Genomic DNA, 25,228 nt, shown 5'->3' with positions numbered 1-25,228 from the left:
CTATGCGTTTGTTACTAGTAGAAGATGATGTATTACTCGGCCAATCAATGACTGCATCACTGACGCGCCACGGTTATACCGTAGATTGGCTTGAGCGTGGCATGGGGGTCGCAGCAACACTCAAAGCCGAACAATTTATTGCCGTTATTTTAGATCTGACACTCCCCGACATTGACGGTTTAGAAGTACTGCGTGAAATTCGCAGAACTGGTTTTGACTTACCGGTGATGATCTTAACGGCCCGCGATGATATTAACGACCGCGTTAAAGGGCTGGATGCTGGTGCCGACGAGTACCTCGGCAAACCCTTCGCCCTCGAAGAGTTATTAGCCCGTTTGCGGGTGTTGATCCGCCGTCAATCCGGTAGCGCAAATGAAACAATCCAATTAGGAGAACTATCACTTTCTCTCATTGAACAAACCATTAACTTTCAGCAAAATCCTCTAAAACTCACCCGCAACGAATACAAAATATTAGCAAGTTTAATCACTAATGCAGGCCGAGTTCTGAGTAAAGAGAAACTACAACAGTCACTGCATGGCTGGGATGAAGGAACCAGTGACAACGCCATTGAAGTACATATTCATAATCTGCGTAAAAAAGTACCAAACAAAGTGATCAAGAACATTCGAGGTGTGGGTTATATCATTGAAAAATAAAACATTCTCAATAAAGCGCCGATTAACAATATCGATCATTGTAGTTGCAAGTTTATTACTGGTGGTCTCACTGTATTTTAGTCTTTTATCTGCTCGCGATGAAATTGAAGAAGTCTATGACGCCCGGCTCGGCCAATCGGCAAAATTGCTGCTCATGGTAAGTCCTGTTGCGACCGACCGCTTAACGTTTACTCAGCAACAGCAACAATTTGATTTATGGATGAATCGTATTCAAAAATTGACCGAAGATGATGACAGCCCTGCGACTGCTTACGGCCATCCTTATGAGCAAAACATCTTATTCCAATTCTATCAAGATGAGCACCTACTATGGAGTTCAAACAAGCGACTTGGACCACTGCCACTGCTAAAACACGCTTCTGGCTATGGTGACATTTCGATGAAAAATGAGCAGTGGCGATATTTTAAACTAGCAATGGCGAATACTTCTGAGCACCAGCAATATATAGTGGTGGCAGAAAAACAAAGTATCCGCCAAGAAGTGATCGATAAAATTGCCTTTACCGCAACCTTACCGCAATTGATCCTGGTCCCCTGCCTGATCATGCTATTGGTACTTCTAATCGACAAAAACTTCAAACCGATTGCCGAATTGGGTACCGCCATTGCTCAACGTAGTGCACACAAATTAGATCGGATCTATGTGACCAATCAAACTCGAGAGCTTTCCCCCTTAGTGGATGCTTTAAACCAGCTTCTAGTGCAGCTGGAACAAGCTTGGCAACGGGAAAAACGCTTTACTCGTATGGCAGCTCATGAACTAAAAACCCCATTAACCATCTTACGACTCAATGCTGAAAACGCTATTCTTAGTGAAAATCCACAGCAACTAAGGCAAGATTTAGATAACATTCTTAAAGGCATTGATCGTACCGATCGTTTGTTACATCAACTACTCACACTTGCCAAAGTGGAAAGTATCACAGATTTAATCAGCCAAAATTTTGATCTTGCCAAAGTTCTACAGCAAGCTTTAGCAGATTTAGCCCCCATTGCACTGCGCCAACATCAAGAACTCAGTTTTGAAGGCGATAGCTGTTACATTGATGGTGATGAAATACTATTAAGTATTTTATTTAGGAATCTAATTGATAATGCAATCCGATACTCAGGAAGCCACAGTGAAATTGACGTCAAACTGAAGGCGCAAGCCAATGACATCGAAGTCACGATCAGTGATAGTGGTACGGACATCAGCCAAGACACCAGAGAGAAACTATTTGATAACTTCTATCGGGCAAATACCGAAAAAGGCGATGGTGCGGGTTTAGGGATGTCGATTAGCCGAGATATTGCAGAGCTACATCACGCGACGGTACGCTTATTACCGCGCACTCAACAGCGTAATACCTTTCAGGTTCGTTTTAATCAAAGAAGCTAAGTATTTACGCCTAAGTTGACGCTGTTAATGCTCGTCCTCAACAAGCTGCTCGCAGCCTTTAGCTGCGGGCGACATTCGCTAGGCGATTAGCTGTTGGCTCTTGAGTCATAAAGCGCCACTATTACAGCACATCATAGAAATTTAGAGTAGATCTTTACCTAAGGAAATAACCACTCGGCGATTTCGTTCGCGACCTAAGGTATTATCATTACTTGCGACATGGCGCCGCTCACCATGACCCGCCACCTCGATCACGCTGTCGTCTAAACCACTCGATTTAAAAAAATCTTTGATTCGCTTGGCGCGTTTATCCGACAATTCTTGGTTTATCCATTTACCACCATAACTATCGGTGTAAGCATCAACCAATACAACATCAATGTCTGGGTCATTCTTAACATAGTCACCAATCAATCTTAAACGTTGTTTAGAACGCGCAGTCAACTCGTTACTATTGGATTGATAAGTCAACACAGTGAAGGCGATATCATCGAATGAGTAAGGTAACAATCGCCCCACACACTTCAAAAAATCGTTATATTGTTGCTTAAAGTTAACCGATGAGATCCCCACCGATGTCGTCGCATTATTAGCATACCAATCGTCAAAATAAAAAGTGGGGATATTACCGTCTTCTAATTCGCTCAGCATTTGCCAAGCTGGCTGGGCGTGCACGTAACCGTCAAATTGCTGGTAAAAAGACAATTCACTAATTCTTTTAGAACTTGCCCCAGGTTTCCACATCGGCGGCACACTGCGTAATGAAACCTGATGTGTCTGCGGCGAAATTTTGTACATGTCTAAGTAGAAGTCTAAATTAACATTCTTCGAGGCGCGACTAACAAAACTAGCGATCCCAAACGATGGAATAAAATGGTCCATACGACATTCAATAGGAGATTGGCTGGACATGACCCAGGTTGAATCGTCCATTGATGCTGAATAGCTGCGTACACTAGCGTGAGTGACCGTCGTCCCAAGCGCCAAAGTTAACAATAAATAAGGTTTCATAGTCGCAAATCCTCTGTTCTCCTTAAAATATCGGCCAAAGGCCAATTATCTTTAAAGCAAATTCGCGATTCTTTGCTGCTTTTGTAATAATGCGCGCCTCAGTAAATACTATGCCAGATTATGACCATTACAGAACACAGCTCTCAGCTTATGTCGAACCGCTTTCGAGGGTATTACCCGGTTGTTATCGACATTGAAACGGCAGGCTTTAATGCCAACACCGATGCATTATTGGAAATAGCGGCTTGCTTACTCAGCTTCGATGCAAATGGCGAGTTATATGTACTCGACAGCGTGCAATTTAACGTTGATCCCTTTGTGGGAGCAAACTTAGAAAAAGCTGCTTTAGAGTTTACCGGTATCGATCCCACAAACCCGCTCCGTGCTGCGGTGAGTGAAGAGTTCGCACTAAAAGAAATGTTTAAGCCAATTCGTAAGGCCTTGAAAGCCCACGGCTGTAGCCGTGCTGTCATGGTGGCTCACAATGCCGCTTTTGATATGAGTTTCTTTAACGCTGCGGTTGAGCGATGTCGGATCAAACGTAACCCTTTTCACCCTTTCGTGAGTTTTGATACCACAAGTTTGAGCGCTTTAGCGCTCGGCCAAACCGTGTTAGCGAAGGCCTGTCGGGAAGCTGATATTGAATTTAGTAATCAAGAAGCTCATTCGGCACTTTACGATGCGCAAAAAACCGCAGAACTATTTTGCAAAATAGTAAATAAATGGCAGACCTTAGGTGGTTGGCCGCTTCCTATTCCACAAGATACCCCTGAAGAACCATAGGATCTCATTCATGTTTAACCCCGTTGTTGTTTCCGTTTGTTTAATGCTAATACTTAGTCTCATGCGGGTAAATGTAGTATTAGCGCTCACCATTAGCGCGTTAGTCGGAGGCCTCGTTTCAGGACTGCCCCTGGCGGAAACAATTTCTAGCTTCGAACAAGGTTTAGGCAATGGTGCTCAAATTGCTCTCAGTTACGCCCTACTTGGTGCTTTTGCTGTGGCAATATCTCGCAGTGGACTGACTGATTTTATTGCCGAAAAGATTATCAGCCGCGTAGACAAACACCGAGAAAGCCGCTTAAGCTTAGTGAAATGGTTGATGTTAAGCGCCATCATTCTCATGGCCATCGCTTCGCAAAATCTGGTGCCAGTGCACATTGCCTTTATCCCCATTTTAATTCCACCGCTGATTGGTGCTTTAAATCAGCTAAAAATCGATCGCCGTTTAATCGCTTGCTGTTTAACTTTTGGCTTGGTTACAACCTATATGTGGTTGCCAGTTGGGTTTGGTGGCATCTTCCTAAATCAACTTTTATTTACCAATCTACAAAACAATGGTTTAAGTATCGATAAAGCACAACTTCCCTTGGCTATGACCATCCCGGCTCTTGGGATGGTTGTCGGCTTGCTGAGTGCGATTTTTATTTCTTATCGTAAACCACGCGAATATCGTAGTGATATGCTTAAGGCTTCGGCGAGTTCCGCGCCTGCAATGCCGACTCAAAAGCTGTTGATTAACATTATTGCTATATTCGCAGCTCTGGCGATTCAGCTTTATAGTAACTCGATCATTATCGGCGCTTTAGCTGGCTTTCTATTATTAACGACAGCATCAGGGATCCGCCCTCAAAACAGCCAAGATTTATTCATTGAAGGCGTAAAACTTATGGCTTTGATTGGCTTTATTATGATTGCCGCAGCGGGCTTTGCCGCCGTAATGAAAGAAACCGGTGGAGTACCCGACTTGGTATCGAGCGCCGCAGATATGTTAGGTAGCAATAAAATGTTAGCCGCAGCAGTATTACTGATTGTGGGTCTGTTAATCACCATGGGGATCGGCTCATCGTTTTCAACGATCCCGATTATCGCCGCTATATATGTCCCCTTAGCTATTTCTTTAGGATTTTCGGAACTGGCAACCGTTGCTTTAGTGGGAACAGCGGCGGCACTGGGTGATGCGGGTTCACCGGCATCCGATTCAACTTTAGGTCCAACGGCGGGATTAAATAGTGACGGCCAGCATGATCATATTTGGGATACGGTTGTACCAACATTTATCCACTTCAACCTACCATTATTGGTATTTGGCTGGATAGCAGTTATTGTTTTATAAAAAGTGATAACAATCTGATTTACTGGTGATTTAACGACTCGCGTCTGACGACTAATATTTTATGGGAACACCAACTTGACCAACTTTGAAATACCGCTCGATAAACTACAGCCTACATTTAATTTGGCTAATGTGACTCCCAATAGTCATCACCAATGGGCAGACTTAATGCCTTTGGCAAAAGCAAGCTTTGATTATTTTTTGTCACAAGATCCTAGTCTGCCTCTCATGCTATGCCAAGCAGCCAGTTACCTACAACATCAGTCAATACTTCAAGCCCTGTTGCGCTCACCAACCATAACCAGCGCGCCTCCATCAAACTATGTCATGTTGTACCGGCCAAAAACGCCCTATCAGCCCAGTTATTTTCAGCTTAAAACAGGCTCTCTACCGTTATTTAAGCAACTCATGCAACAACTAAACGAACTCATCAGAGCTGAGCCAGCATCGAGCATAAGCGTACAAGCTGAAGCCAATGAGTCGCTATTTATACAGCTACACAGCTGCCAGCAACAACTCGGCTTAGTTGATGCTGTTCAAGACTTATATCATGCTTTAATTGAACAACAGCCGGCGAATGATATTTCAGCTTATTACAAAGTTTGGCAAAGCCAACATCAGCCAATACTGTGTCCAGAGTTTTCAAGAGCTGCTCTGTTTGGCTCAATTCGCAGTGGTAGCTCTGCTGCCGATTTAACAGGCATCGACTTAGGTTTGTTCCAACAATCTCCGCACGGTGTATTTGTGCTCAATAGTGATGATGTTATAGCAGATCCCGGATTGTGGTTTGAATTAAAGGCTTGCTTAAAATCATCCCGTTTGGATTGGTCTCGAGCGAAGAGTCACAAAGCGACAATGATACCAGAAGCCTCAGACTTCAAACCGAAGCTCGTATTACTCGGTGAGCCGATGGCTATCTCTGCTCTGTTAGAACTCGACCCAGAAATATATCAACTCAGCTTGATTGAAACCGAACTACCCAGTGAAGTTGAACTAAACAGTGTCAATATCGAAGCCTATCTAAGTCAGATTAATGCTACGCTGAGCGATACGAAACTAGCACCACTCGATGCTAAACTTTATACTTCGGTACTTGGTTATGCCTCACGCTTGTGTGAACATAACGACTTGCTCAGCCTCGATATTCTCCACATCATCAAGCCACTTCGTTTATTGGCCCATTTACAGCTGAACCATAATGCCGAGGGCTTCGCCAGCGCATTAAATACACTACATAGAAACATCAATAGCCAGCAACAATTTAGTGATCTAGCTTATCGAGATCAACAAACTAAGATTGAGCTTTCTGGTGAAAAAATAGGTCAAATCAATGGCTTATCAGTTATTGACTTTAACGGTCTCGGTTTGTCTTTTGGAGAGCCAATCCGGATCACTGCGACCGCTCACCAAGGCGAAGGTGATTTTACCGATGTTGAACGCAAAGCTGAGCTCGGCGGCAATATTCATGCAAAATCCATGATGATTATTCAAGGTTATCTCAGCGAGTTATTTGCCAAAGAACACCATTTCCCGCTGTCTGGTAACATCGTATTTGAACAATCTTACCATGAGATCGATGGTGATAGTGCCTCAATGGCGGGCGCTTTGGTGATGATGAGCGCATTGGCGAACCTTCCCATTAAACAAAGCTTCGCCGTAACCGGAGCGCTCGACCAAAAAGGTAATATTCTCGCAGTTGGTGGGCTTAACGAAAAAATTGAAGGCTTCTATCGGATAGCTCAACAAAGTAAGATTGCAGGCCCCTTTGCATTGATACTTCCCCAAGCCAACCTTAATCAGTTAAATTTGAATCACGATGTGATACAGGCCTGCACTCAAGGTAAACTTAAGTTGTTTGCTATTGAGCATATTGAACAAGCCGTTCAGTTACTCTTTAATCAACCTGCCGGTGATCTATATGATGCGCAAAGTGTCTATGGACAGATCCATAGAAACATTCATCCTGAAGGCCAAAACAACAGTTTTTTCGCTTACTTACTTAGAAAAATACTCGGCGTATTCAAACTCTAACAAATTTATTAGTCATCGGACTTGTTTAGCGCACACCTGTTCGCTAAAGTAGCGGCAAATTTTTTAAAGGTTTAAATCATGACTCAGGTTTCACAAAAAGATCTAGGTAAAACTAGCTATGAACGCCAAGAATTACTCGACTGTAGCCAAGGTCTTTTATTTGGTGAAGGAAATAGTAAGCTTCCTGCCCCCAATATGTTAATGATGGATCGCATTCTCAAAATTAGTCATGAAGGTGGTGAATTTGGAAATGGTGAAATTATTGCCGAATTAGATATTGATCCAGATTTATGGTTTTTTGGTTGCCACTTTCCTGGCGACCCAGTGATGCCAGGTTGTCTCGGGCTCGATGCGATGTGGCAGTTAGTTGGGTTTTTCTTAGGTTGGAGTGGCGGTCCAGGAAAAGGACGAGCTCTGGGTGTTGGTGAGGTTAAATTTACTGGACAAGTCTTACCCACAGCAAAGAAAGTGACCTATAAAATCCAAATGAAACGCGTAATCATGCGCAAATTAGTGATGGGTATTGCCAATGGTGTTGTAGAGGTCGATGGGCGAGAAATTTATTCCGCAAATGACCTGAAAGTTGGTTTATTTACTGACACATCAAGCTTCTAAGTAAATCATCTCCTATAAAAAAGCCCTGTTAACCAACAGGGCTTTTTTTATTCATTAATGATTGTCTAATCCTGAAACGCGTTCTTCAAGCGCCTCGCGCCATCCTCCGTACCAATGCCCTCTCGCGTCAACTCCTCCGTACGGACAGGTCTCCTTAGAACGACCAGATAACCCTGCTTGATAACCTTTGGCATGCGCTCTTTCTAAACGATCGCGTTTTTGTCTTTTCATAGACTATTCCTCATCAAGATCAGAAAATAAACCAGCGGTCCGTTTAGGACCACCGTTCTACTATCGCCTATCGTTTTACAAAGATCAAAAACAAATTTTTAAGTATTCGCTAAGCATTTGATCTTTTTGTTACAACCAACAAAAAGATTAACGTTTTTTGAAGCGTCTCACATAAATTAAGGGTAATAACAATAAACCAAACCAAGAAACGCCTGCACCTTGGCGCTCATAAGACGCTTCTTCAAGCATTGGGCAACTAGCAATATCATTGATATCAGTGACTACAGGGTTACGCTCTAAACGCAGTAACACGGGTCTCGGATTAACACCATGAATAAGGTCATCCGGTGTTTCGTAGTGATACCCACTCGCGTAAACAGTGCCGTCATCGAGGATTTGAGAAGCATACTCAATCCGATATAGTGGCATCCGTGGTTGTCCGTCTTGTTCATAACAAGTTAAGGAATTGAGGCTCCAGTTATAGGTACTTTCACCATTCTTATAACGATCAAAATCTAGCAAAATTGCACTCTGCCAACGAGTCGTACCACTATAAGAAGGCTGTTCTTCACCATCCGCATCAACCCAACCGACAATCAAATTATCATTATTAATATCACTAAATTCGCTATTAGCGCCATTAAATGGCAAGTCACGCAGTGGCCAAACCACTTGTTGATAAGAACTAGAAGCTTGATCATTATCATAAACAAAAGCTTCTACTGGGCGATTACGTGATTTCACTTGCGTATAACGCAAGTTGCCAACCATCAATTCCGCATCATTAACGGCATTTGCCCAAGTATGTGAGACCGAGTCTTCAAAGTCTGCACTATCACCACCGATGTTAATGTTAGGGATTTGATTTAGTGAATAACTTCCATCGTCATTTGCGCTATAAAATACCGCTCGTCCGCGAGAACCTACGGTTGAATCATAAACATCGTCAGAAGAGATCCCAACAAATATATCCGCATGACTGTTGTAGTCCTTGATGAAATTATAATTGGGTGCATCGCCATATTGAGAACGAACGTAACCTTCAACCAAGGGCACGCCTTCCACCGCATCGCCATCGTCGGCGTTAGTAATATCCCACACCCAAGCCTGCGTATTAAAACCAGAACAGCGATAATAATAATCCTGGTCACCAGTTTGACATTCGCCAAAACTATCGCTATTCGAGTAACTAACACTACTCAAACCAATCACAAGCGTCTTACCGTCTTTCTGAATGACTTGTAAACCCGACGAAACACCACCTTTGTCGCTACTCAATTGTCCATCACTACTAAATGGCGTTGGTAATAAAGTAATTTTGGCATCGTCACTAAGGCGCAGCGCAAACCCGCGTTGAATAAACTCTCGAGTATAGACCGAGCTAGAGCCATTACTAAAAGGTGCGGAATCGTAACCGACAGCCCAACCAAGCGAACTATTAATTCGATTCACTCGAGTATCTGTCGTATAAGTTTGCTGACTACTATCGTCAAAAATGAACAACTTATCGTTAACGGTGTCCCAGGTCGGGATCTCACTGTTAGTTCCGTTAAGGTGAGCCCCTGTGACATTGCGCTGCGCAATGAATGCTAATACATTAGACTTATATAAGACCGAGGCTTGATTAAATAAGCGATGTCGATAGGTACCATAAAAACTATTGTCACCTTCAAAAAACAGATCACATACTTCTACAGCATATTGACAGCCGTAGTCAAAACTAGTGCGGTCGGAGAAATCATAAAAACGAAATGGGCTACGAAAAGTTAAGGCATTGCCCGCAACATACTCCCCATCCTCACTAACAGCGGTGACATTAAAACTGCTATTCGCTTCTGCTAAGCCATTCGCCATTTCAATAGGAATTTCTTCAACCAAATAGTACGCCTCAACTTGCGCGGCATGGACCATACCAGCAGAAAGTAATAAGGGCGCAAATACCAGCGATAACGAACGATTAATAATAGACTTCTTCATGAATTTTTTAATTCTTCCAATTCTTCCCAACGTGAATAAAGCACTTCTAATTCTGTTTCAGCTTCATTCAGTTGGCTTAGGGTGGTCTGAACCAAACTTTGTTCTAAACTATAAAACTCTGGCTCATTTACTTGTTTTTGTAGCTTTTCGAGTAAGTTTTCGGCAGCTTCTAACTTTTGAGGCAATTGGTCAAGCTCAAGTTGTAATTTATAAGATAACTTTTTAGTGGGCTTAACACTACGGCTACCCACTTCTGTTTTCTGTACCGAGTTGCTGCGTTGCCCTTGCTGGTGTTGCTCGATATAAGTCTGTACTTCCGAATAGCCGCCGACATAAGTATCGACTTGCCCTTCACCGGGAAAATACCAAACATGACTGGCAGTATTATCGATGAAACTTCGATCGTGACTCACCAACAGTACAGTACCCGGATATTGGCTCACTAATTCTTCCAATAACTCCAGCGTTTCGACATCGAGATCATTGGTTGGTTCATCAAGCACCAATAAATTTGCTGGTTTTAAAAATAGCTTGGCGAGCATCAGGCGATTTTTTTCACCACCAGACAATGCCTTCACCGGGGTAAACGCACGTTTGGGGTGAAACAAAAAATCTTGTAAATAGCCCATCACATGGCGCTTCCCACCATTGATCTCGACCTCCTGTTTACCACCGGCCAAATTATCGATAAGTGTTTTCTCGGGATCAAGTTCTTGGCGATATTGGTCAAAGTACGCAACACTGAGTTTTGTGCCTACCTTCACATGACCGCTGCTTGGCTGCAACTGGCCGAGTAATATCTTAATCAATGTAGATTTACCACAACCATTGGCACCCACAAGGGCAATTTTGTCACCGCGCATCACCAATAAATCAACCGGAGAGATAATTGGCTGTTGATTAGGGTAACTAAAACTAATGTTCTCGGCTTCAAAGACTATTTTCCCTGAACGCAAACCATCATCGATTTGCATCTTGCTGGTACCCAAACGGTTAACCCGCTCTCCACGCTCGTTACGCATTGCCTTAAGTGCACGAACGCGCCCCTCGTTACGGGTTCTACGGGCCTTAATACCTTGACGGATCCAACTCTCTTCCTCGGCGAGGCGTTTATCGAATAAGGCATTTTTCTCTTCTTCAACCCGCAACCATTCGATTTTACCTTCGAGATAGGCATCATAGTTACCGGGCCAAGAAGTGAGAACGCCACGGTCAATATCTACAATCCGCGTGGCAATTTTTCGAATAAATGCTCTGTCGTGACTAATAAAGACAATGGTGCCTTTAAAGTTAATCAAAAAATCTTCTAACCACTTAATTGTCGTGATGTCTAAGTGGTTCGTGGGTTCGTCTAGCAACAAGATATCCGGCTCACCGGCCAAGGCTTTAGCCAATGCAACTTTACGTAGCCAACCCCCAGATAAACCCTGTAAAGGCTTATCACCATCCAATTTCATGGTTGTAAGTACTTTTTGGATTTCACTATCAAATTGCCAGCCATCAACGACATCAATATGATGCTGAACATCTTGCAAACGTTTTAGTAATTTTTCATCACTACCATCCCCAATATGGTTAGCTAGGTGATGAAACTCACTGAGCAACTTACCGATATGTGGCTTACCTTCAGCAACATAATCAAAAATACGTTGATCACTGGCTTGCGGCGGATCTTGTTGTAATCGAGTAATCACAACATCATTCACCAACTGCCGTTGCCCAGAATCGAGTAATACGGCACCTTCAATCACTTGTAATAAAGAGCTTTTACCTGCACCATTACGGCCGACCAAACATACTCTTTCTGACTTATTAATTTGTAAATTGGCTTTGTTTAGCAGAGGTGTATCACCATAAGCCAAAACTGCATCTTGTAAGTTAATTAACACGTACAACTCTCTATAAATTGCTCTAACTGACTCGCATCAAAAGGCCAGCTTAACTGTTGCTGGCTAGGCACATGACACAGCACCGGAATACTATAGCGAAACTGCTCAGTCAGAGCTTCATCATCAATAATATCTTGTTCACTCAGTTCGCTGATATTAGGACTGGCTAATATCAATGCTTTGGCATCTTCACACAAATGACAACCATCGGTACTGTATAACACCCAAGTCATAGCGCTATTCCTTGTGGATCATCCAACAATTGTGGATATGTTTATTGCGTTCGAAATCTGCAGATAAAGACTTCGAGGAGATATTTTCCAGGCTCAAACCATGTTTAACTAAAGCCTCTTGGTCAAGCTTAAAGTGACGTTTATTATTGGAGAATATTAAATCCCCCCCCTTATTAAGCAAGCGCGCCACCGACACAATCAAATCAACGTGATCTTTTTGAATATCAAATACTTCATCCATTTTCTTTGAGTTAGAAAATGTGGGCGGATCAAGAAAAATCAGATCCCAGCGCTGAGATATTTGGGTTTTTAACCAGGCCATACAATCAGCACGAATAAACTCGTGTTTATTGATTGGCAATTGGTTTAAACGGAAATTATCTTTGGCCCAGTTCAGATATGTATTCGACATATCAACTGTGGTGACCTTTTTAGCCCCCCCTAAAGCCGCATGCACACTTGCCGAGCCCGTATATGCGAACAGATTAAGCACGCTCTTCGCTTGACTGTGTTGCTGAATATAATGCCGCATATTTCGATGGTCCAAAAAGAGTCCGGTATCGAGATAATCGGTTAAGTTAACGTAGAACTTAGCTCCATACTCTTGTACCACAACCCGCTCTTTTTCATCGCTATGACGTTGGTATTGTTGTTTCCCTTTTTGCTGAGCACGTTGTTTAATCACCAGCTTATCGTTGTCCACTAAACCGCTTTGCAAAAGTCCGGTAAGCAAATCCAGCAAGCGTCTGCGAGCCTTGTTAGGATCAATGGTTTTTGGAGCTCGATACTCTTGGACAATCATATAATCGTCGTAACGATCAACTGCAACATTATACTCGGGTAAGTCTGCATCATATAAGCGATAACAGCTGATCTGCTCGCGTTTAATCCACTTTTGTAACTTTTTTTGATTCTTGATTAAACGATTGACAAAATCAGCCGCATATTGGCGATTTTCCGCTTGACCACTTTCGGCAATTTGATAAATCTTTAATACACAAGCCAACGAACCATTGAAAAACTTATAGGTTTTATCGGCACGTAAGCGCAAGTAATCAAGTAATTCGGGCGCACCGGTAAATAGCGATAAACGCCAACCACCGTAGTTTTGTCTAACGCTGGCACCAAAAGAAAGAAACAAGCCAATCAATTTGGTTAACTCACCTAATCGCTCCCCATAGGGGGGGTTTGACAAAATTAGCCCTGGTTCACTCGGCGCTACAGGCAAATTGGCAGCATCATGTACATGTACTGAAATCAACTTATCTAAACCTGCACGCTCGATATTGGCTTTGGCTATCGCCACCATTCGTTTATCAATATCGTAGCCAATCAATTTTTGTTTACAATTAGCCAAGCCAAGTTCAGCTCTCGCTTGCGCATCGGCTTTAATATCCCGCCAAGCAGACGCTGCAAAATTACTTAAACGTTCGAAGCCAAACTGGCGCTGTAGACCCGGCGCGACATCGGCAGCCTGCATCGCCGCTTCAATCAGTAAGGTTGCCGAGCCACACATCGGATCGATGAGGTATTTTTCTGTCCAAGCACTTCTTGTGACCAAGGCTGCGGCAAGGTTTTCGCGTACCGGAGCCTCACCCTGTTCGGTTCGATATCCGCGTCTATGTAAGCCACTACCTGATAGATCTAAAGAAATAGCCAAATGTTTACCTGCGATCCGCACCACGATCCGCGCATCTTCATCTATCTTGGCAACATTAGGCCGAGTACCGCAGTTCTCTTTATATTGGTCGACAATAGCGTCTTTCACTTTCAATGCGCCAAACTGACTATTGTCTATGAAATGATTGGTGCCACTACAATGCACGGAGAAGGTTTGATCGACACTAAAGTACTTATCCCAAGGCACTTGATAGGCACTATCGTATAAGTCATCTACTTTGTCCGCTTGGGTTTCCACCAAACGTAACAGGATCCGCGAAGCAAAACGTGTCCATAAACATATTTTATAAGCGGTAGGCCAATCACAGGTAAAACTCACACCCGCGACGGTTTGTTTGCAGTTGTCGGCCCCTAAGGCCACTAACTCATCTAAACATAAGCTTTCTAAACCTTTAGCGGTCGAAGCGAAAAAATCTGCCATTTTGATACTCAATTAAATTAACCCAAGGATTATACCTGTTTTAACGAGGATCAGTAGTAAAAGGGGCTTTCGGACAAATATTCGGCAGTTGGTTAAGAACAGGAAATTATCTCTTGTAATCTAAGCGAGCTCTGCGTAATATCCGCACCTCGTTACGGACGCGGGATGGAGCAGTCTGGTAGCTCGTCGGGCTCATAACCCGAAGGTCGTTGGTTCAAATCCGGCTCCCGCAACCAATTTCTACTTCGGTAGCGATTGACTAGTTTGAATAGCTAGGCCAAATAATTATTCACTATCACTTAACTTTTATAGTTAAGACCGGACGCGGGATGGAGCAGTCTGGTAGCTCGTCGGGCTCATAACCCGAAGGTCGTTGGTTCAAATCCGGCTCCCGCAACCAATCTCTACTTCGGTAGCGATTGACTAGTTTGAATAGCTAGGCCAATTAATTATTCATTATCACTTAGCTTTTATAGTTAAGACCGGACGCGGGATGGAGCAGTCTGGTAGCTCGTCGGGCTCATAACCCGAAGGTCGTTGGTTCAAATCCGGCTCCCGCAACCAATCTCTACTTCGGTAGCGATTAACTAGTTTGAATAGCTAGGCCAATTAATTATTCACTATCACTTAACTTTTATAGTTAAGACCGGACGCGGGATGGAGCAGTCTGGTAGCTCGTCGGGCTCATAACCCGAAGGTCGTTGGTTCAAATCCGGCTCCCGCAACCAATCTCTACTTCGGTAGCGATTGACTAGTTTGAATAGCTAGACCAAATAATTATTCACTATCACTTAACTTTTATAGTTAAGACCGGACGCGGGATGGAGCAGTCTGGTAGCTCGTCGGGCTCATAACCCGAAGGTCGTTGGTTCAAATCCGGCTCCCGCAACCAATCTCTACTTCGGTAGCGATTAACTAGTTTGAATAGCTAGGCCAATTAATTATTCACTATCACTTAGCTTTTATAGTTAAGACCGGACGCGGGATGGAGCAGTCTGGTAGCTCGTCGGGCTCATAACCCGAAGGTCGTTGGTTCAAATCCGGCTCCCGCAACCAATTTTTGCCCAATCAAATCCCTTTTTATTTTGACTCGTTCGCTTTCCCTAATATGAATCCGGAAAACTCTTAGCACAAATCAACAGCTTCAATGCTGCCTGGCCACACAGCAAAACTAGTTAAAGACTTCGAACGGCCTCCTTCTATTTAATATTTTCTAATACTAATCTGACTCATTATATGATCAACTTATTGCGCAGAATAAATCTGCCGATAACTAGGCATGGAGCGCAGTCACTGGTGGCTCTCATGACAAGATACATGACGCAGTTAGCGGTGATTCAGACAAGCAAGAATCAAGCGATAATGAGTTCGATTGCTATAATTTACTGCGCAAACTCCCCTTGCCTGGTTAATCGATGCGGTGCATTCCCATGATGATGTTGTTCGCAGTTCTCAAGAGAAGGACTGAACCGTCTGGCGAGCTTAGCTTGACTTAACCATCACCGTGAGACGGGAACTACAGACCAATTGCTGCTGTTGAGTAATATTGATCTGCCAAACTTGAATCGATTTGCCTAACTGGATTGGCTGAGCTTTCGCTGTGACCTCGCCATTCCTAACCGCTTTAATATGATTCGCATTAATTTCCAAGCCGAGTACCATTGCGCCGTCCCCCGCAACACAATAGGCCGCACAACTTGCAATACTTTCAGCAAGAACCACGCTAGCCCCGCCATGTAACAAGCCCATAGGTTGCTTTACTTTGGCTGTCACAGGCATCGTTGCCACCAAATAATCGTCACCAATCTCGATAAACTCAATACCTAAATAAGCGAGCATGTTGCCCTCGCCCATGGCATTCAGCTTTTCCAGAGACATCGGTAACTGCCATATACTCAAACTAAAATCTCCAATAATATCTGCAGCGGATGTTTTGGTTTGTGACCTTCGATGCGTTTCACCTGGCTACGACAAGAATAGCCAGTCACCATAATACGTTCTACCGGTAAAGTTGCCATTTTATGTTTCCAGCTTAAATCATAAATCGCTTTAGAAGTTGCCAACTGCTTGGCATCATGACCATAGGTACCAGCCATTCCACAACAACCAACAGCAACATCTTGCAGCTGAGCATCGAAGTATTGAAATACCTGTTGCCACTGAGCAAAAGCATCTGCTTTTAATGCTTTTTCGGTACAGTGACCAAATAAGTACCACGGCTCATGATCACTCACGCCAAAGCTCAAATCTTGAGAAACTTGAACCTGCTGCAGCCATTCTTGAACAACTTGAACCTCAAAGTTGCCGCGTTTATCTCCCAAAGCATGCAAATATTCGTCGCGATAACACAATACCAAGGCAGGCTCTACGCCCACCATTGGTATATTTAATTCACTCACCTGATTCAAAAAGTCAGCTGAAGTTTGCGCAGATTTTTCAAATTTACTTAAAAAGCCTTTAATATGCTGAGGTTTACCATTGGGCTTAAATGGTAACAATACCGGATTAAACCCTAATTTCTGGGCTAACTTTATAAAATCTTCCACCAATTCCGCTTCATAAAAACTGGTAAAGGGATCTTGTACAATGAGTACTGTACGTTGCTTTTGTTGCTCGCTTAAATTTTGCAATATTTTATAGTCATACTGACTAACTAAGGATTCGGGGATCCGTTGTTTTAAGGTTGGAAAACTAAGCTTGGGAATATCAACCATACCAATGGTTTTGGTCACCAAGGCGTCGACCCACTGCGGTGCCATCAACTGATTAAAGAGTCTTGGCGCTTTTGCCATCAGTGGAGCATAGCTTTCAACATAAGCAACAAAATAATCTTTAATGGGTCGTAGATAACGGCCATGATAAATATTTAGGAAGCGCGAACGAAAAGTCGGCACATCAACCTTAATTGGACAGCCCGTAGTACAGGCTTTACAAGCCAAACAGCTTTGCATCGCATCATATACTTCATGGCTATAGTCATACTCACCTTTACTCTTGGCGATGCTATTTCGAATTTTTAACAACAAATTATCCGGAGCAACAAAGCGAGTTTTGAGTTTTTGCTCTTGCTCTAATGGATCTATTTTTAAGTTCGCTAATTGCCGTAACCATTCGCGCATCAAACCCGCACGACCTTTGGGAGAGTAGCGTCGGTCTCCTGTTGCTTTAAAAGATGGGCACATCGGGCTAGCCGTATCATAATTAAAACATAAGCCATTACCATTACAATCCATGGCATTTTTATAGCTATCTCTTACTTCAATGGCGATCTCTCGATCGTATTGACCTCGTTTTGTGCCATCAACTGAGACTAAATGCTCGTCGCTGTGTAAAGGAGTACAGATTTTTCCGGGATTAATTTGGTTATGCGGATCAAAGGCGGCTTTGATTTTACGTAATTCTGCAAATAGCTCATCCCCAAAAAAATCGGGACCATACTCCGACCGAAAGCCTTTACCGTGCTCTCCCCACATTAAGCCTTTGTATTTAGCGGTTAAGGCAACCACTTGGTCAGAAATTTCGCGCATCAAAATTTCTTGCTGAGGATCGCACATATCCAAAGCAGGGCGAACATGCAATACGCCAGAGTCAACATGGCCAAACATGCCGTATTGTAAACCTTTTGAGTCCAATAACTCGCGGAACTCAGTAATATAGTCAGCGAGGTTCTCTGGTGGGACGCAGGTATCTTCGGTGAAAGCAACAGGCTTTGCAGCACCATCGGTATTCCCCAGTAAACCTACAGCCTTTTTACGCATATTGTAAATCGCGTTGATGCTGGTTAAATCGTCACAGCGTTGAAAACCAATCACTCCAAGTTCGCGAGCGTCAGCTTGAGATAGTATCGCTTCCAGTGCCGCAATTTTTTGCCCTTGAAGTTCAATATCGTTTTCGGCAAACTCAACAATATTAATACCTTGCAGATCATGCTCTGGTACATCTCGGATCAATTCTTTTACACTCTCCCAAACGACATCTTGGCGAGCAAGATTAAGCACTTTCGAGTCAACCGTTTCGACCGATAATGCTTGAGCAGCAACCAAACTGGGGGCGTGCTGTAGCGCTGAACTAAAGGCATCATACTTAACCGTAATTAGACTTCTGAATTTGGGAATTTCGGTTAAATCAAGTGTAGCTTCAGTAATGAAAGCTAAAGAGCCTTCAGAGCCACATAAGATACGCGTTAAATCGAGGCTATCACTCTGCGCATGGTAGGCATTTTTTAAATCGTAGCCAGTTAGAAAACGGTTTAACTTAGGAAACTTATCTTCTACGAGCTGCCGTTTATCGATACAGGCATGCTTGACCGCATCAAATATAGGACGAAGCGAAGGACGCTGCTGATCAAGCTGATCAACAGCTAATCTGCCGGTTTTTAGTTCCTCACCATTGGCCAACACCGCAATGAGCGACAATACATGATCACTGGTTTTGCCATAAACCATCGAACCCTGTCCTGAGGCATCAGTATTGATCATGCCTCCAAGAGTTGCCCGATTACTGGTCGAGAGTTCCGGCGAGAAGAATAAACCATGGGGTTTTAAAATTGCATTAAGTTGGTCTTTTACGATGCCAGTCTGCACTCTCACCCAACGTTGTTCAACATTTAGCTCTAATACCTGGTTCATAAACTTGGACAAATCAACCACAATACCTTCGGTTAAAGATTGACCGTTGGTACCAGTACCACCACCACGCGGTGTTAATTTAATACTTTCAAAAGACGAAGCTGAAGCGATCCGACAAAGCTGCTTGATGTCCGCAGTGCCTTTCGGGTACACCACCGCTTGTGGTAAATACTGATACACCGAGTTATCTGTCGCCACAGACAAACGACTCGCGTAAGAGGTTGCTATCTCACCAGTGAAAGATGATTGTTCAAGTTTTTGTAAATAATCTAAATACAGAGACTCAAGAGAATTTTTAGGGCTTAACTTCGGGATCATAAATCCGTTGTCCCAACACAAGGTATTAAAATTTGACGGGATTATATCACGCCAAAAAGCCCTTCTGCATGCCTTTCGTTGTAACAAATCAATCATCTAAAAATCATTTAAACAACAGCGCTTCCTGTTAAGCAGATGGTTGAATATAAAAATTTAACTCTGTAGAAATCAAACCTGATTATATATCATTCAACTCTCTTGCAAATTTATTAAACCAGCTTCCCAGAAACATACGCCCGGGAAAGCGACTGACGACTCATTTTTTTTACCAACAGAACTGCGCGTTGACCGATGGCAACTTTATCATTTGGAAAAACTATTGCTTTCGGACCGTCCTCAATAACGATATTGTTTACGCCATCACGGGCTAATAAATAGCCACTTGGATACTCACTAAAATTGGCTTGTTCTGGGCTAAAATTAAACCGAAATTCTGAACTGGTTTTTTCAATCACATCGCTCACTTCAAACAGCTGAGCCTGCTCAGCTTGAAAATTCCATATATCCAATGGCTCAGCACTCATTAAACGAATCAGGCTGCATTGTAAGTCAGCCAAGTTTGACAAATCATTTTCCCCAAAAGGCTGGACTTTACCCAATTCCACGGTAAATGCTATTGCGCCATGAACAAAACTACTGTGGAAACTAAATGTTGCCGCTGCTTGATTTGAGAATAATACGCAATTTACACCACAGGCTTGTAACAGCGCTAAGCTACTAAGCTTCCAAGCTTTTGCATGAGTGTAAGGGTAAACTGCAAACTTAGGGTATTTGGATGCGCGTATTGCGGTGTGTAGATCAAGATGATAACGCGTCAGCTTAGGATATAGCTGGTAAAAATCCGCCACCATTTGTTCCAGTTGTTTTGCCCGATTCACTTCATAACATACCGGGTACTGTTGATATTGTCCGGTAAACAAACGATTGAGGTTCACCGATAATTCTCGTTTTGCTTCAATCATGGCTGGCGGATTTCCCAAAATAATTAAAGTCGGTTGAGAAATAAGCCATTGCTCGCTCAATATCTGAGAAGCCAAAACATCTAAACACTCAATCGGCGCGGTTTCATTACCATGGATCCCCGCAGATAAAATCACCACCCGCTGGGCAGTCGTCTTCGGTTCAAATAAAAATAACCCTGCTCCCTTCACTGTAACCTTGGTTTTATTCTGCAAGTAAAAGCTAAAGGTATCTGTACTTCGTGGTGATGCGAGCGTATAGGCCAATATACCTTGTTTTAATAATGCGGTTTTTGACACATCTCATCCCTTCATTTCTGTTAAGAACAACACAGTATGCGGTTTTTATAGACATAAAAAAAGGGAGACCAAGTCCCCCTTTTGTATCTCATAAACTGAGCTTAGTTAGGCAAGACTTTTTCAAGATGCCAGATACGATCAACATAATCTTCAATTGAGCGGTCAGAGTTAAATTTACCGACAGACGCTGAGTTGATAATTGCTTTACGTGCCCATTCTTTTTTGTCGCTGTATAGCTTATCAACTGCGATATTTGCTTCAGAGTAAGACGCAAAATCAGCCAAGCATAGGTAAGGGTCACCACCTTCTAACAGGCTGTGCTTAATCGCTGACAACTCACCTGGTGCGCCAGGCGTAAAGAAGTCAGTTTCTAACCAATCAAGAACCGCTTTCAATTCTGGGTTACCGTAATAGTAATCCCATGGATTGTAGCCAGCTGCTTTAAGTGCCTTCACCTCGTCACAATTTAAACCGAAGATGAAGATGTTGTCTTCGCCCACTTCTTCAGCAATTTCAACGTTCGCACCATCAAGAGTACCTAAAGTTAATGCACCGTTCAGCGCAAATTTCATGTTACCAGTGCCGGAAGCTTCATAGCCGGCAGTAGAAATCTGCTCAGAAACATCTGCAGCTGGGAATAATTTTTCAGCCAGTGTAACCCGGTAATTTGGTAGGAATACGACTTTCAACTTACCTTGAATACGCTCATCGTTATTAACTTTATCAGCGATCTTGTTGATAGCGTAAATGATGTCTTTAGCTAGCTTGTAACCCGGTGCCGCTTTCGCACCGAAGATGAACACACGTTTGTTCATTTCATAATTAGGATTTTCCAACAAGCGACGGTATAGGGCCAAAATGTGTAGCACGTTTAGATGCTGACGTTTGTACTCGTGAAGACGCTTGATTTGAATATCGAAAATCGCATTTGGATCGACTTCAACATCACATAGCTCTTGGATTACTTTAGCCAGTTGAACTTTTTTGGTGTGTTTAATATCCATGAATTGCTTCTGGAATTTAGCATCATCCGCAAAAGCGTTGGCTTTACTCAATAAAGTCAGATCACGAGGCCATTGATCGCCAACTAAGTCGGTATACATACTAGCCAACTCTTCATTACAAGCGAGCAACCAGCGACGAGGCGTGACACCGTTTGTGACGTTTTCAAAACGTTCTGGCCATAATTCACTGAATTCGGGGAATAGATCCTGTTTTACCAATTCAGAGTGCATTGCTGCCACACCGTTGGTTTTGAAACAAGTGACAACACATAAGTAAGCCATGCGGACCATCCGTGTTTCACCTTCCTCGATGATAGACAAATGGCGCTTCATTTCATCGTTACCAGGCCATTTTGCTTCAACTTGATCTTCTAAAAAGCGACGGTTGATTTCATAAATGATTTCAAGGTGACGAGGTAAGACTTTCTCGAACAAGTAAACAGCCCATTTTTCTAAAGCTTCAGGCAATAGAGTGTGGTTAGTATAAGCGAAGGTTTCGCTACATACTTTCCAAGCGTCGTCCCATACCAGCCCTTCTTCATCGATCAGAATACGCATCAATTCAGGAATAGCGACAGTTGGGTGAGTGTCATTTAACTGGATTACCGCTTGCTTAGAAAACTGTGAGAAGTCGGTGTGATTACGTTTATAACGACGAATAATATCTTTCAGTGAACAAGCACAGAAGAAATATTGCTGAATCAAGCGAAGCTCTTTACCTTGTTCACTTTCATCATTTGGATAAAGTACTTTAGAGACCGCTTCGGCTTGAGATTTCTCCGCCTGAGAATCGATATAACCACCGGCATTAAATACATCCCAATCAAAGAAGTCAGCGGCTTTAGATTCCCACAAACGTAATACGTTCACAGTTTTAGCCTCGTAGCCAACCACTGGAATATCCCATGGCACACCTTTAATTTGACGACCCGCGTGCCAAACTTTACGCATTTTGCCATCTTCACCGAATACGGTTTCTACATAACCGTACAAAGGGACTTCCTGAACTGACTCTGGACGGCAAATTTCCCAAGGATTACCATACTCGCGCCAGCTATCGGGGCGTTCAATTTGGCGACCGCCTTGAATTTCTTGACGGAATAAACCATGTTCATAGTGAATGCCATAACCGACCGCGGGGTAATTTAAAGTCGCTAAAGAGTCAATGAAGCAAGCCGCCAAACGACCTAAACCACCATTCCCAAGGGCCATGTCTGGTTCTTCATCGCAGATGTCATTAATATCTTTGCCTAAATCGCTCAACGCATCGCGAGCGGCTTCGAAAACACCAACATTATGCAGATTGTTGACCGTTAAACGACCCATCAAGAATTCTAAAGAAAAATAATGAACAGCCCTTGAATCATTTTCTGCATTTGCTTTTGAGGTTTCAGTTAAACGCTCAAAGACCAACTCGTTGACTGACGAACATGTTGCTTTCCACCACGCCTTATTATTAGCGCGTCCTTCGTCAGTACCGAGCGTACTGCGCAAATGCTTCAGGATTGAATCTTTAAATTGCTCTTTCGATAACGCTAATGCGTTTTTTGCTTTTGCCTTTTTAGCGGCCATGTGGATTTCCTTTGTATCTAACCTTTGTGGTGACATCTTCAAACGTAGCATCAGTTGGTTAACCGAACAACAAATGCTAGTCGTGAATTTCAAGTGCCCGGAAAAATTTCCAAGCTCATGTTACCGATGCAAACGAATATTATATACGTTCGACATCACATTTAGTTAAAAAAGCCTCTCGCAACACTAAATTTTTATGCATTTATTTACAAAAGTACATTTTAACTAAAAGAACTGAAACGAAGTGTAAAGAAAACCCTAGAAAAGCCTAGAGCTTGAAAATGCTTTCATTGGCAAATCACAAAAAATGTTGATCGGAATCAATTAATACGGGGTCTTGGGAGCAGGTTTAAATACATTTTCAGCTTGGTTATTGTAGGAGCACTTTGTAACAAGAATATTACAGCTTGTGCAATTTAATACAGCTGGCATACGTTTTCATCGAATAAAAAGTCACACCATATGAATTTAAATTCACATGGTGTGACAGCGGCCTTATAGACCAGCTTTCGCTAAGGCCGCCGAAACGATGCTTTGGGCTTCTTGTTCTATCTGGGCTAAATGTTGTTCACCCTTAAAACTTTCCATATAGATCTTATAGATCGCTTCAGTGCCCGAAGGGCGTGCCGCAAACCAACCATTCTCGGTGACAACTTTAAGTCCTCCGATAGCTGCATCATTACCCGGAGCACGAGTCAACTTAGCGATGATCGGCTCGCCAGCTAAAGTTTGAGCTTCCACCATGGCTGGATCAAGTGCGCTTAGTACTGCCTTCTGCTCGATACTCGCAGGTGCATCAATACGTTTATAACAAGGTTCACCAAATTGATTGACAAAAGCTTGATAGTGTTCACCAGGATCCTTGCCTGTAACTGCAATAATCTCGGCAGCCAGCAGGGCTAAAATGATGCCGTCTTTATCAGTACTCCAAACGCCACCATCTTTGCGAAGAAAAGAAGCGCCAGCACTTTCTTCTCCACCAAAAGCAATACTGCCATCGAACAAACCATCAACAAACCACTTAAAGCCAACTGGCACTTCTTTTAACTCGCGGCCAAGTTTTACGGCAACACGGTCGATCATTGAACTGGACACTAGTGTTTTGCCAATAGCGGCAGTGGCAGGCCATTGCTCGCGGTGAGAAAACAGATAATCAATGGCGACCGCTAAATAATGGTTAGGGTTTAACAGACCACTGCTTTTGGTGACAATACCATGGCGATCATAATCAGGATCATTGGCAACCGAGACATCAAATTTGTCTTTAAGCGCAATTAAACTCGCCATCGCATAAGGCGACGAGCAATCCATACGGATTTGACCGTCTTTGTCCAAAGTCATAAATGAGAACGTCGGATCTACCCGTTTATTAACAACTTCAATATCTAAACCGTAAGTCTCGGCAATCACAGGCCAATAAGCAATCCCACTTCCACCAAGAGGGTCAACACCAATTTTAACTTTTGCTTTAGCAATCGCATCCATATCCAATACATTGGCTAGATCGTCTACGTAAGGTTTGATGTAATCAATCGCTTCAATTGACGGCATTTTAATCGCAGCGTCGTAGCTTAAACGTTTCACGTCTTTTAGATCATTGGCTAAAATTTCGTTGGCCCGATCTTGTACAAGCTTGGTCACGTCACTATCGGCGGGGCCGCCATTTGGCGGATTATATTTAAAGCCACCGTCTTCTGGTGGATTGTGAGAAGGTGTAATCACTACGCCATCTGCTTGTTCTTTACCTAAACGATTGTAGGCCAAAATCGCATGTGAAATAACTGGCGTTGGGGTATAGCCCAAGCCTTCCTGATAGCGAACCTCAACACCATTCGCAGCAAACACTTCAATTGCCGAGCAAAATGCTGGTTCAGATAAAGCATGAGTATCCTTACCTATATATAGAGGACCAGTTGTGCCCTGCTCTGCCCTATATTCTGCAATCGCCTGACTGACCGCCAAAATATGGTTTTCATTAAAAGCCCGCTGACTCGAACTTCCGCGGTGTCCTGATGTACCAAATGCCACCTGCTGTTCGCGTACATTCACATCGGGTTCAAGCAAATAATAATCTGCGACCAGACGTGGGATGTTTGCTAGGTGCTCAGCCTGAGCTGGCTTACCTGCTAAAGGATGAATAGCCATTAATAGCGTCTCCGTTGCTTAAGTTATAAAATAAAAA

Annotated in this window: 17 protein-coding genes and 6 tRNA genes; 12 read left to right on the top strand and 11 right to left on the bottom strand. The window is 43.2% G+C overall.

The window, feature by feature from the left end:
- Positions 1-2 precede the first annotated feature (2 nt).
- Positions 3-659, top strand: a complete 657-nt coding sequence (locus ACRRSX_RS11170) for a response regulator (protein ID WP_432453142.1) — start codon at positions 3-5, stop codon at positions 657-659.
- The gene (locus ACRRSX_RS11165) at positions 649-2,061 is read left to right on the top strand and encodes an ATP-binding protein (RefSeq protein ID WP_432453143.1); all 1,413 of its coding nucleotides are present in this window, start codon (positions 649-651) and stop codon (positions 2,059-2,061) included. The genes ACRRSX_RS11170 and ACRRSX_RS11165 overlap by 11 nt, the downstream gene beginning before the upstream one ends.
- 141 nt (positions 2,062-2,202) lie before the next feature.
- On the opposite strand, the gene ACRRSX_RS11160 is transcribed toward ACRRSX_RS11165, so the two are convergent.
- On the bottom strand, positions 2,203-3,072 hold the full coding sequence (locus ACRRSX_RS11160; protein ID WP_432453144.1) for a flagellar protein MotY: 870 nt from the start codon (positions 3,070-3,072) through the stop codon (positions 2,203-2,205).
- Positions 3,073-3,192: 120 nt separating this feature from the next.
- Here ACRRSX_RS11160 and rnt point away from each other — a divergent pair, with 120 nt between their 5' ends.
- The 4 genes from rnt (at position 3,193) to fabA (ending at position 7,834) form a co-directional block, all read left to right on the top strand.
- Positions 3,193-3,855, top strand: a complete 663-nt coding sequence (gene rnt / locus ACRRSX_RS11155) for a ribonuclease T (protein ID WP_432453145.1) — start codon at positions 3,193-3,195, stop codon at positions 3,853-3,855.
- Positions 3,856-3,865: 10 nt separating this feature from the next.
- Positions 3,866-5,188: a Na+/H+ antiporter family protein gene (locus ACRRSX_RS11150; RefSeq protein ID WP_432453146.1), complete on the top strand. Its 1,323-nt coding sequence runs from the start codon at positions 3,866-3,868 to the stop codon at positions 5,186-5,188.
- Between the two features lie 75 nt (positions 5,189-5,263).
- A complete protein-coding gene (locus ACRRSX_RS11145; RefSeq protein ID WP_432453147.1) occupies positions 5,264-7,219 on the top strand; it encodes an AAA family ATPase in 1,956 nt (651 codons plus the stop codon).
- Between the two features lie 78 nt (positions 7,220-7,297).
- Complete coding sequence (gene fabA, locus ACRRSX_RS11140) at positions 7,298-7,834, top strand: bifunctional 3-hydroxydecanoyl-ACP dehydratase/trans-2-decenoyl-ACP isomerase (protein WP_432453148.1); 537 nt, start codon at positions 7,298-7,300, stop codon at positions 7,832-7,834.
- A gap of 54 nt (positions 7,835-7,888) precedes the next feature.
- Here fabA and rmf read toward each other — a convergent pair whose 3' ends face one another.
- The 5 genes from rmf to rlmKL all read right to left on the bottom strand — a co-directional run bounded on the left by rmf (position 7,889) and on the right by rlmKL (position 14,265).
- Positions 7,889-8,065 carry a ribosome modulation factor gene (gene rmf / locus ACRRSX_RS11135; protein WP_432453149.1) on the bottom strand — a complete coding sequence of 59 codons (177 nt, stop codon included), beginning with the start codon at positions 8,063-8,065 and terminating at the stop codon, positions 7,889-7,891.
- Between the two features lie 147 nt (positions 8,066-8,212).
- Positions 8,213-10,042, bottom strand: a complete 1,830-nt coding sequence (locus tag ACRRSX_RS11130; RefSeq protein ID WP_432453150.1) for a DUF3466 family protein — start codon at positions 10,040-10,042, stop codon at positions 8,213-8,215.
- Positions 10,039-11,931: an ATP-binding cassette ATPase Uup gene (gene uup / locus ACRRSX_RS11125; protein WP_432453151.1), complete on the bottom strand. Its 1,893-nt coding sequence runs from the start codon at positions 11,929-11,931 to the stop codon at positions 10,039-10,041. The genes ACRRSX_RS11130 and uup overlap by 4 nt, the downstream gene beginning before the upstream one ends.
- Positions 11,925-12,164 (bottom strand): glutaredoxin family protein, encoded by a 240-nt coding sequence (locus ACRRSX_RS11120; protein WP_432453152.1) that lies wholly within the window; start codon positions 12,162-12,164, stop codon positions 11,925-11,927. The genes uup and ACRRSX_RS11120 overlap by 7 nt, the downstream gene beginning before the upstream one ends.
- Positions 12,165-12,168: 4 nt before the next feature.
- Positions 12,169-14,265, bottom strand: a complete 2,097-nt coding sequence (gene rlmKL, locus ACRRSX_RS11115; protein WP_432453153.1) for a bifunctional 23S rRNA (guanine(2069)-N(7))-methyltransferase RlmK/23S rRNA (guanine(2445)-N(2))-methyltransferase RlmL — start codon at positions 14,263-14,265, stop codon at positions 12,169-12,171.
- A gap of 159 nt (positions 14,266-14,424) precedes the next feature.
- Between rlmKL and ACRRSX_RS11110 the strand changes: the two genes are divergently transcribed.
- The 6 genes from ACRRSX_RS11110 to ACRRSX_RS11085 all read left to right on the top strand — a co-directional run bounded on the left by ACRRSX_RS11110 (position 14,425) and on the right by ACRRSX_RS11085 (position 15,321).
- Positions 14,425-14,501 (top strand) — tRNA-Met (locus ACRRSX_RS11110).
- A gap of 87 nt (positions 14,502-14,588) precedes the next feature.
- Positions 14,589-14,665: transfer RNA gene (locus tag ACRRSX_RS11105), tRNA-Met, on the top strand.
- Positions 14,666-14,752: 87 nt separating this feature from the next.
- A tRNA-Met gene (locus ACRRSX_RS11100) sits at positions 14,753-14,829 on the top strand.
- Positions 14,830-14,916: 87 nt separating this feature from the next.
- Positions 14,917-14,993, top strand: a tRNA-Met gene (locus ACRRSX_RS11095).
- Positions 14,994-15,080: 87 nt separating this feature from the next.
- Positions 15,081-15,157, top strand: a tRNA-Met gene (locus ACRRSX_RS11090).
- An 87-nt stretch (positions 15,158-15,244) separates the two neighbouring features.
- Positions 15,245-15,321 (top strand) — tRNA-Met (locus tag ACRRSX_RS11085).
- A gap of 426 nt (positions 15,322-15,747) precedes the next feature.
- On the opposite strand, the gene ACRRSX_RS11080 is transcribed toward ACRRSX_RS11085, so the two are convergent.
- The 5 genes from ACRRSX_RS11080 to pgm all read right to left on the bottom strand — a co-directional run bounded on the left by ACRRSX_RS11080 (position 15,748) and on the right by pgm (position 25,191).
- A complete protein-coding gene (locus tag ACRRSX_RS11080) occupies positions 15,748-16,164 on the bottom strand; it encodes a hotdog fold thioesterase (protein ID WP_432453154.1) in 417 nt (138 codons plus the stop codon).
- Positions 16,161-19,211, bottom strand: a complete 3,051-nt coding sequence (gene ydiJ / locus ACRRSX_RS11075) for a D-2-hydroxyglutarate dehydrogenase YdiJ (RefSeq protein WP_432453155.1) — start codon at positions 19,209-19,211, stop codon at positions 16,161-16,163. The genes ACRRSX_RS11080 and ydiJ overlap by 4 nt, the downstream gene beginning before the upstream one ends.
- 209 nt (positions 19,212-19,420) lie before the next feature.
- The gene (gene astE, locus ACRRSX_RS11070; RefSeq protein ID WP_432453156.1) at positions 19,421-20,470 is read right to left on the bottom strand and encodes a succinylglutamate desuccinylase; all 1,050 of its coding nucleotides are present in this window, start codon (positions 20,468-20,470) and stop codon (positions 19,421-19,423) included.
- Positions 20,471-20,571: 101 nt separating this feature from the next.
- On the bottom strand, positions 20,572-23,046 hold the full coding sequence (locus ACRRSX_RS11065) for a glycogen/starch/alpha-glucan phosphorylase (protein WP_432453157.1): 2,475 nt from the start codon (positions 23,044-23,046) through the stop codon (positions 20,572-20,574).
- 495 nt (positions 23,047-23,541) lie between these two features.
- Complete coding sequence (gene pgm, locus ACRRSX_RS11060; protein ID WP_432453158.1) at positions 23,542-25,191, bottom strand: phosphoglucomutase (alpha-D-glucose-1,6-bisphosphate-dependent); 1,650 nt, start codon at positions 25,189-25,191, stop codon at positions 23,542-23,544.
- Between the last annotated feature and the right edge of the window lie 37 nt (positions 25,192-25,228).

The organism is Agarivorans sp. QJM3NY_30 (assembly GCF_050870855.2).
Classification (GTDB): domain Bacteria; phylum Pseudomonadota; class Gammaproteobacteria; order Enterobacterales; family Celerinatantimonadaceae; genus Agarivorans.
This window is presented reverse-complemented; position numbering and strand designations above follow the sequence as displayed.

Coding starts and splice junctions, on each gene's coding strand:
- ACRRSX_RS11150 (WP_432453146.1), top strand. CDS start 3,866: ATGTTTAACCCCGTTGTTGTTTCCGTTTGTTTAATGCTAATACTTAGT.
- ACRRSX_RS11065 (WP_432453157.1), bottom strand. CDS start 23,046: ATGGCCGCTAAAAAGGCAAAAGCAAAAAACGCATTAGCGTTATCGAAA.
- ACRRSX_RS11160 (WP_432453144.1), bottom strand. CDS start 3,072: ATGAAACCTTATTTATTGTTAACTTTGGCGCTTGGGACGACGGTCACT.
- ACRRSX_RS11130 (WP_432453150.1), bottom strand. CDS start 10,042: ATGAAGAAGTCTATTATTAATCGTTCGTTATCGCTGGTATTTGCGCCC.
- ACRRSX_RS11170 (WP_432453142.1), top strand. CDS start 3: ATGCGTTTGTTACTAGTAGAAGATGATGTATTACTCGGCCAATCAATG.
- rmf (WP_432453149.1), bottom strand. CDS start 8,065: ATGAAAAGACAAAAACGCGATCGTTTAGAAAGAGCGCATGCCAAAGGT.
- pgm (WP_432453158.1), bottom strand. CDS start 25,191: ATGGCTATTCATCCTTTAGCAGGTAAGCCAGCTCAGGCTGAGCACCTA.
- fabA (WP_432453148.1), top strand. CDS start 7,298: ATGACTCAGGTTTCACAAAAAGATCTAGGTAAAACTAGCTATGAACGC.
- ydiJ (WP_432453155.1), bottom strand. CDS start 19,211: ATGATCCCGAAGTTAAGCCCTAAAAATTCTCTTGAGTCTCTGTATTTA.
- rlmKL (WP_432453153.1), bottom strand. CDS start 14,265: ATGGCAGATTTTTTCGCTTCGACCGCTAAAGGTTTAGAAAGCTTATGT.
- rnt (WP_432453145.1), top strand. CDS start 3,193: ATGACCATTACAGAACACAGCTCTCAGCTTATGTCGAACCGCTTTCGA.
- ACRRSX_RS11120 (WP_432453152.1), bottom strand. CDS start 12,164: ATGACTTGGGTGTTATACAGTACCGATGGTTGTCATTTGTGTGAAGAT.